Genomic DNA, 8601 nt, shown 5'->3' with positions numbered 1-8601 from the left:
TAATGAGTAATGAGTAATGAGTAATGAGTAATGAGTAATGAGTAATGAGTAATGACAAGATAGAGCAGCAATAGGGGGTGAAACCTGAAGATTATGGTTGTAAGCTACTCAGTAAAAATCTTGTTAATTGAGGATAACCTCGCTTCTGCCAGGTTGTTACAAGAGTTTCTGAAACAAGCCCAGTCCCAAGAGTTTACTCTGGTTCATGTGATGCGATTGGGGGAAGCACTTCAGGAACTAAATCAATGTAATTATGACGTTATTTTATTAGATTTAACTCTACCTGACAGTCAAGGATTGTCATCTCTACCTCCTCTGATCGATCGAGCGCCAAGTATACCGATTGTTGTCCTAACCAATACAAATGACGAAGAACTGGCAATTGAGGCAGTGCGGCAGGGGGCACAAGATTATCTAGTCAAGCGCCAGGTAAATGTAGATGTGTTGGTTCGTTCTTTGCGTTATGCGATCGAGCGCAAGCAAGTTTTAGAATCATTACGCACAGTCAATGAAACGTTACAAACTAGGGTTGAAGAACGAACTGCGGAACTGGTGAAAGCTAATGAACTCAACCAGTTCAAATCTGAATTTGTCTCAATGCTCTCCCATGACATCCGCAATCCGCTAAATACTATTCTTTTGGCTGCTGGATTGCTACAAAACCAAGATGAAAGATTAACCAAAGAGAAAAAACAGAATCATTTGAAAATGATTCGGTCGGCAATTAAAAACATGGCAAAGCTATTGGATGAAGTCACATTCATCGGTAAAGCTGATTCTGGTAACATGGGTTTTGAAGTCATCTGCTTAGATTTAGAAGCTTTTTGCCGCCAAATGGTCGATGAAGTTCGATTGATTGCAAATGATAAGCAACTGACTTTGGTGTTCGCCAGTTTTGGGCAATTAAATGACGCTTTATGGGATGAAAGCTTACTGCGGCACATTTTGGGCAATTTACTTAGCAATGCAATTAAATACTCACTACCGGGCGGCATGGTGCGCTTTGAACTAATTGGTCAGGAAAAAGCGGTAATTTTCCGAGTTCAAGATTGGGGAATTGGCATTCCTCAAGAAAATCAAAAACGACTGTTTCAGCCTTTCCGACGTGCGGACAACGTGGGAAATATACCTGGTACTGGCTTGGGGCTAGCGATCGCCAAAAAATGTGTCGATGCACACGGGGGAGAAATTGTAGTTAATAGTCAGGTTGGAGTCGGTACTACATTTACTGTCACTCTCCCTTTGATCGGAATTTAATTTGCCATTTGAGAACAAATAAATAAGTTCGTTTAAGACGGAAGTTAAAAAATATTGATTGCATATTAGCAGAAGTTAGCGCTTCTATCTGTGGATAGAATTATATTGTTTCTGGTTTATGAAGTTGAACTTCATAAACTATTGGTATCAACACTTCTCAAGTCCTAATCTCTTTTTTATACCATTCATAGTAATTTTCAATAAATTTTATAATTTCGGCTGCTTCTTTTGCCTCAAACATACTTCAGCAAAGAGTTCCGATAAATTTCCTAATTATTCTCTCATGAAAGTTATTGAAGACATATAAAATAGTGATTTTACATAACTTTACATAAAATATAGTTTTTGAGTAAGCATTGTAACGCCGATTTATCACTCTTATTCTTAAAGCCTTACAAAACCTAAATTTAGGCGTTTCATGTTGGTTCAAAACTTTGACGCATCCAAACCGAAATGTAGTCTGGGCAAAGGTTGTGGTAAATGCGATGCGTGCGGTGGGCATAGCCATTACAGAAATTGTGACAAATGCAGGTAAAAAAACTTAATTGCTCGTTCTTCAGAATTTACAAAGTTGATTTGTAGTTAATCTATATCTACATTGTAATTTTAAAGTAAAAATGAATACTTGTAAAATCTAGTGCCATTACGCGTTGTATATTCACTTAAAAACTGCTTTAAAAGTAATTTTCATCCTTAATAACAGAGATTTTGTGATGACTATTTTTCCTCTCGTTGCAAAAAATTATCTTTACAAAAATTTTATTAAAATTTAGCGAGTATTTCCGTAATTTATAAATTAGGAATTGTAATCTAATCTATATCTACAAAAGCAATACACGAAACCTGGCTGTAAAAAAATATCACTTGTTAACATTCAAGTCCTTGTATTGAATGAAAAACAAAACATGATAGTTATTACAGCTACAGCGTTTCCTAATCAGATGAGGTACACCATAGTCCCCTCCTCGCTTGCGGGGAGGGGTGGAGTTCTTGTACCTCACTCAACTGAGAACCGCTATGTAAGGAAAAATTAGCTTTTGCATATTTCTACTTATTTCTACGTAGAGTAGAAATAAGTGCTAGATCATGATTAAACATCAGGCATTCGTATATCTAAAAAACTAGTGAATTGTATGTGTATGTACGACTACCAAATGAGAATTGGAAGCAAGGATACAATTTTAACGAACAGTAAATATTTAACATCATTTCAGCGAAAATTACTGTTAGAAAATTTGGAAAAAACTTTACCTGAATCTTACCGACAGCGCATTGAAATCATGTTGTTGGCAGATGAGGGAAAAACTCAAACGGAAATTTGTCAAATTTTGGGGTGTTGTCCAGCAACAGCAAGATATTGGATACACATAGCCCGGACTGGGATGGCGCACCTATGGCAAGATTGTCCTATCGGTCGCCCTAAAGCAATAAATGACCAGTATTTAGAACGTTTGAAAGAACTGGTTAGTAGTAGTCCCCGCGATCATGGCTATGTTTTTCGACGGTGGACAACAAACTGGCTGGGGAAACATCTGGCAAAAGAATTTGGTATTGAGGTAAGCGATCGCCATATTAACCGACTGCTCAAACAGATGGGGTTATCCACGCTACCAAAACCCAGCAATTCTGAACAAAGCAGCACTGAACAGATCCAAGGTTCCAAAATTTTGATTAGTGACCTGAAATCGGCAGTTATTCCTGATAATTCCGAATTTTTACCTATTAACTTTGCAAAATTAGGAAAAGATGTAAATATTCATGGCGCAAGATATATCTGCTCAATTAGTAACTCTGCAAGATTTCAACAATACTCTGGGTTATTCTCTTTCGACAGAGGAATATCAACATTGTCTTCAACAAGGTAAATTTATCAACCCAAAAGTCGGCAAATTCTGGCAAGGAACTGATGCTCAACCAGGAATTTATATTGCGATCGCTGGTAAGGTCAGGTTGCTAGATAACGCCGATGAGTTAATCGCCACTTTAGAGGCAGGTGACTCATTTGGAGAATTTACCTTGTTTAAGGAGGGTGACTTTAAACCTTACGCTGCCAGGGCTTCAGTAAATTTGCAACTGTGCTTTGTTTCGGGTGAAGTGTTGTGGCCATTGATGGCTAAATATCCCCAAATTCGGGAGCATTTGTGGGCTAAGGCGCTATCTCGTAATCCCCAACAGATGGACTCAGATAACCCCCCAATACTGCCATCGGACTCACATGAAACACATATATTTTCAACGCCAGCAGTAAAGCCACACGAGAAAAAGATCAGCAAAGCCTATTTTCCCAACTCCACACAGCGAGTGGGGCATTTATTACAGCGTGTGATTCGGCGCTATCCGTATTTTGCTCAACAGAGTGGATCGGATTGCGGTGCAGCTTGTTTAGTAATGGTATCTCGCTATTGGGGAAAAAACTTTAGTGTAAATCGCCTGCGGGATATGGCCAATGTTGACCGCAATGGTTCGTCGCTGCGGGGGTTATCGGCGGCGGCGGAAAGTATTGGGTTTTCCACGCGACCTGTGAAGGCGAGTCTTGACCAATTGGCAAAGCAAAAATTGCCTGCGATCGCCCATTGGGAAGGCAAGCATTACATTGTTGTCTACCAAATTACCCCCAAACACGTCATTGTAGCCGACCCTGCCATTGGGCAACGCAGCCTCAGCCATACCGAATTTAAAGCCAACTGGACTGGTTACACATTGCTGCTGCAACCGACAGCCATGCTCAAGGACACCAAAGAGACTTCTACCCCCTTTTGGCAATTCTTTGAGTTGATGAAGCCTCACTCTTTGGTAATTCTGGAAGTGTTTGTCGCTTCTTTATTTATTCAGATATTTGGACTTGTTACCCCCCTATTCACACAGTTAATTTTAGACCGAGTGGTGGTGCAGCGTTCTGAACTCACCTTAACAGCGGTGGGTTTAGGGTTACTAATTTTTAGTTTATTCCGTGTGGCAATGACAGGGTTGCGGCAATATCTGTTAGACCACACGGCGAATAAGCTCGATTTAGCATTAATTGTGGGATTTATTCGCCATACCCTGCGGCTACCCTTGAGTTACTTTGAGTCTCGTTATGTTGGAGATATTATCTCTCGTGTACAGGAAAACCGCAAAATTCAACGCTTCCTCTCCGGTGAGGCATTATCCATCCTGCTAGATTTACTCACTGTCTTTATCTATTTAGGATTGATGTTTTGGTACAGCTGGAAAATGGCGTTGCTGGTGTTGGTGATTGTACCACCTTTTGTCCTGCTGGCATTGATTGCCACACCTTTTTTACAAAAGATTTCTAGAGAAATCTTTAATGCTGTTGCCCAGGAAAGTAGCTATCTGATTGAAGCCCTTTCTGGTATACGAACAGTTAAATCCACAGCGGTGGAACAGACGGTGCGTTGGCATTGGGAAGAGTTATTAAGTAAGGAAATAAAAACTAACTTTTCTGGGCAAATTATCAGCAATCGCCTGCAAATATTCAGCAACACAATTGAAGCAGTAGTAACAACTATCTTGCTATGGTTTGGGGCGTACCAAGTGATTCACAACCAGCTAACCATTGGGCAATTGGTAGCATTTAATATGTTACTGGTCAATATTATTACGCCCTTCCAACGATTAATAGTTTTGTGGAATCAATTGCAAGAAGTGGTGATTGCAGTAGAACGCATTAATGATGTCTTGGATGCCGAACCAGAAGAGGATTTGCAGTATCAGATGCGGCAATCTTTACCACCGATTCAAGGTAACATTCGCTTTGACAACGTGACGTTTCGCTATCACCCTGAAAGCGATATCAATGTTTTAGAAAATCTCAGTTTTGAAGTCCACAGTGGGCAAATGGTTGCCCTGGTGGGACGGAGTGGTTCAGGGAAAACCACGATTTCTAAGCTGGTTTTGGGGTTATATCCCCCCACAGATGGCAAAGTGTTGATTGATGGTCACGATATTACCAGTCTTTCATTGCGTTCTCTACGCGAACAGGTTGGGGTAGTTGACCAAGATACCTTTTTGTTTGGTGGAACGATTCGGGAAAATATTAGCTTGGCGCATCCTGGAGCTACTTTAGCAGAGATTATTGAGGCGGCGCGGTTGGCGGGCGCTGATGAGTTTATCAAAAAGTTACCTATGGGTTATGAAACCCAGATTGGTGAAGGAGGGGGACTGTTGTCTGGAGGACAGCGACAAAGAATTGCGATCGCTAAGGCGTTGTTAGGCAATCCCAAGCTGTTGATTTTGGATGAAGCGACTTCCCATCTGGATGCAGAGTCAGAAAGGATTATTCAGACGAATTTAAACACAATTCTTCAGGGGAGAACCACCTTAATAATCGCCCATCGCCTCTCAACTGTGCGGAATGCAGATTTGATTTTGGTGCTGGATCGCGGCGTGTTGATTGAGAGTGGGACTCACCAAGAGTTGATGGCGAAGCGGGGACATTATTTTTATCTCAATCATCAGCAGCTAGATGTTGCGGGATGAAAGAAGAGGACAGTTCGGATAGGACTTGATTCCCCCGCAGCGACCCCCTTAAAAAAGGGGTAAAGATCAGAAAAAGCCCCCCTTTTTAAAGGGGGTTGGAGGGATCTCCAATGTCCCCACTCCCAAAATCCAAAATTGATATCAGGAAAAATCATGCCAAACACATTAAATGGAAAGCTTGAAACTAAAATTTATGAGGTAGAACAGCGCGAGGAAGTTTTAACGGAGCAAACACCAGCTAGATCAACTGATGATTGGGCTTACGTGACCAAGGATTTACTTGATAGCTTACCCCAAGTTTGGACAAGAGGGTTGCTATATTTTTTAGTGGTGTTTGTATCGATCATTTTACCCTGGGCGATGCTATCTAAGGTGGATGAAACGGGTACGGCAAGAGGGCGACTTGAGCCAAAGGGAAAGACAGTTAGGCTGGATTCTGCTGTCGCAGGTACTGTTGCCGAAATTCGGGTAAAGGAAGGTGATTATGTTAGAACTGGGCAGACTTTATTGGTGTTAGAATCAGAATTAGTTAAGGCAGAATTGCGACAGGCACAGGAGAAGCTAGAGGGACAATTAAATCGACTTTCTCAGTTAAAATCATCAAAAAGTCAGTTAGTTGTATCTTTGACAACTCAACAGCAACAAAACCAATCTCAACAGTTAGAAAAGCAGACTCAAATCGATCAAGCGCAACAGAATCTGAATGCTCTTAAGAATTCCTATGATTTACAAAAAGACGAAAAATTGGCTCAAGTCAATCAGGCACGGCAAACTCTTGAGCATAGTCAAACTGCTAGTAAGTTAGTCAGCAGTAGTTTGGCGAGTGGCGAGCGAGAAGTTGAACGCTATCGCAGTCTTTGGCAGTCAGGGGTTGTTTCAGAAACTAATGTTGTTCAGAAGCAAGATATAGCTAAAGACAGGCAACAGTTATACGAACAAAATAAGTCAGATATTCAGCAGGCTAAACTACGTTTGGTAGAACAACAAAGTAGTTATGAGCGGACTATTCGCCAAGCCAATGCAGATATTGAACAGGCACAATTGCGAATTAAAGAACAGGAAAGAAGTTATCAAACTTTGACTCGTTCTGGTCAGTTGGCCCTGCTAAAAATTGACGAACAACAGAAGAATTTACAAACAGAAATTACTACGCTTCAGGCAGAAATTGCTCAAAATAGAAGTCAGATTGTCTCGTTAAAATTCCAGTTAGGACAACGAGAGTTAAGAGCCACCGTCAATGGTAGAGTATTTCAGCTACCGATACAACGGGCTGGGTCTGTGGTGCAGTCAGGAACAATGGTAGCAGAGATTGCGCCTCAAGCTTCGCCTTTAATGGTTCGAGCGCAAATGGCGACAACAGAGAGTGGTTTTTTGCGAAAAGGGTTGCCAGTAAAGTTAAAGTTTGATGCTTATCCATTTCAAGATTATGGCGTGATCGAAGGAGAATTGTTAGAGATTTCTCCTACTACCATAGAGGTGGATACACCTAATGGAAAAGTAGCAGCTTATGACTTACAAATTGCCCTAAAACAAAATTGTCTTGTTTCGGCTAATAAGTGTATTACCTTGCATCCTGGGGATACGGCGACGGCTGAGGTAATTGTGCGCCAGCGTCGGATTATTGATTTTCTGCTCGATCCATTTAAGCAGTTGCAGCAGGGCGGTTTAAAGTTATAGAGCGATCTCATATTATGTATTCCTAAACCTAACCACCTAACCTTTTTACAAGTAAAGAAGAAGAACACAAAGCTGCACTTCAGATAAAAACATTTAATGCCGTCTATCTACTTAGGAATAACATCATGCTACAAACTATCACTATTACCAACGAAGATATTGTTTCTCAAGTCAAACTATGTTGCAAAATTCCTGAGTTTGTTGAGGCAATTATTGCCCGCAAGGTTGTAGAAAACGCCGCATTTGAGGCGAGTCTCAAAGTAGAGACAGAGGAGCTTCAGATAGCAGCAGACCAAATCCGGTTAATGAACAAACTCAATAGTGCTGATGAAACCTGGGCGTGGTTGGAAAAACATAGTCTTTCCATAGATGATTATGAAGAAATTGTCTATAGCACCGTCATTTCTAATAAGTTAGCCGCTCATCTGTTTGCAAATAAAGTTGAACCCTATTTCTTGGAACACCAGCTAGATTATGCCAGTGTGGTCATGTATGAGGTTTTTCTGGATGATGAAGATTTGGCGATAGAACTCTTTTATGCAATCAAAGAAGGTGAGATAAGTTTTTATGATATTGCTCACAAATACATCCAGGATAGGGAATTACGTCGCAAAGGTGGATACCGGGGGATAGTGTATCGTCAGGATTTGAAGCCGGAAATCTCCGCTGCTGTCTTTGCTGCCAAGCCCCCCCAACTTCTCAAACCTATAGTGACATCTTCGGGAGTACATCTGATTTTGGTGGAGGAGATTATTCAACCGGAATTAGATAATGAGCTATACCAAAAAATTGCTTCAAATTTGTTTTCTGAATGGCTAAAGAAACAAATCGCTAAAGTTGATTTTGTTAAGCTGTTAGACTCTGATTTTTTAAGCTCTAATTCCGAAGCCTAACCTTAAGTCCTATTCTATTAGACATTTCCGAAAAAGAATCTCAAACCCTTATCCTGTCTAGATAAAACCTAATTTCTGGAGATATTTATTGGCAACAGGTGAACTTATTATATTTCTTTTCCCGTATCCTCTTGACAAAATTAGCATGGCTTTTAACCTCTTACAAATGGGTTTGGAGAGAGGTTAAAAGCCATGCCACAATATGTATTTTTCTTTTTTAAGATAAAATAACCATGCTAAATTTCCCTTGAAAAGAGAGACTCCGATTGCAGTTCTCTCTTTTTAAGGCTTCTTA

General features: G+C 40.6%; 5 protein-coding genes. All 5 read left to right on the top strand.

The annotated features are described in order from the left end of the window. The first annotated feature begins 93 nt into the window (after positions 1–93). Positions 94–1257 carry a hybrid sensor histidine kinase/response regulator gene (locus tag RMX69_RS14900; RefSeq protein WP_322637904.1) on the top strand — a complete coding sequence of 388 codons (1164 nt, stop codon included), beginning with the start codon at positions 94–96 and terminating at the stop codon, positions 1255–1257. Between the two features lie 1139 nt (positions 1258–2396). After that, positions 2397–3122: a helix-turn-helix domain-containing protein gene (locus tag RMX69_RS14895; RefSeq protein ID WP_289798972.1), complete on the top strand. Its 726-nt coding sequence runs from the start codon at positions 2397–2399 to the stop codon at positions 3120–3122. Next, the gene (locus RMX69_RS14890; RefSeq protein ID WP_322637903.1) at positions 3016–5736 is read left to right on the top strand and encodes a peptidase domain-containing ABC transporter; all 2721 of its coding nucleotides are present in this window, start codon (positions 3016–3018) and stop codon (positions 5734–5736) included. The genes RMX69_RS14895 and RMX69_RS14890 overlap by 107 nt, the downstream gene beginning before the upstream one ends. Positions 5737–5889: 153 nt before the next feature. After that, positions 5890–7413, top strand: a complete 1524-nt coding sequence (locus tag RMX69_RS14885) for an HlyD family efflux transporter periplasmic adaptor subunit (RefSeq protein WP_289798970.1) — start codon at positions 5890–5892, stop codon at positions 7411–7413. A gap of 125 nt (positions 7414–7538) precedes the next feature. Continuing rightward, positions 7539–8306, top strand: coding sequence for a peptidylprolyl isomerase (locus RMX69_RS14880; RefSeq protein WP_322637902.1), 768 nt, complete (start codon positions 7539–7541; stop codon positions 8304–8306). Positions 8307–8601 lie beyond the last annotated feature (295 nt).

This window comes from Nostoc sp. EspVER01 (genome assembly GCF_034530635.1).
GTDB lineage: Bacteria > Cyanobacteriota > Cyanobacteriia > Cyanobacteriales > Nostocaceae > Nostoc.
The sequence above is the reverse complement of the archived record's forward strand: the minus strand, read 5'-3'. Positions and strand labels throughout refer to the sequence as shown.

Excerpts from the sequence above, each read along its gene's own strand:
- RMX69_RS14880 (WP_322637902.1), top strand. The coding sequence starts at position 7,539 with ATGCTACAAACTATCACTATTACCAACGAAGATATTGTTTCTCAAGTC.
- RMX69_RS14900 (WP_322637904.1), top strand. The coding sequence starts at position 94 with ATGGTTGTAAGCTACTCAGTAAAAATCTTGTTAATTGAGGATAACCTC.
- RMX69_RS14885 (WP_289798970.1), top strand. The coding sequence starts at position 5,890 with ATGCCAAACACATTAAATGGAAAGCTTGAAACTAAAATTTATGAGGTA.
- RMX69_RS14890 (WP_322637903.1), top strand. The coding sequence starts at position 3,016 with ATGGCGCAAGATATATCTGCTCAATTAGTAACTCTGCAAGATTTCAAC.
- RMX69_RS14895 (WP_289798972.1), top strand. The coding sequence starts at position 2,397 with ATGTACGACTACCAAATGAGAATTGGAAGCAAGGATACAATTTTAACG.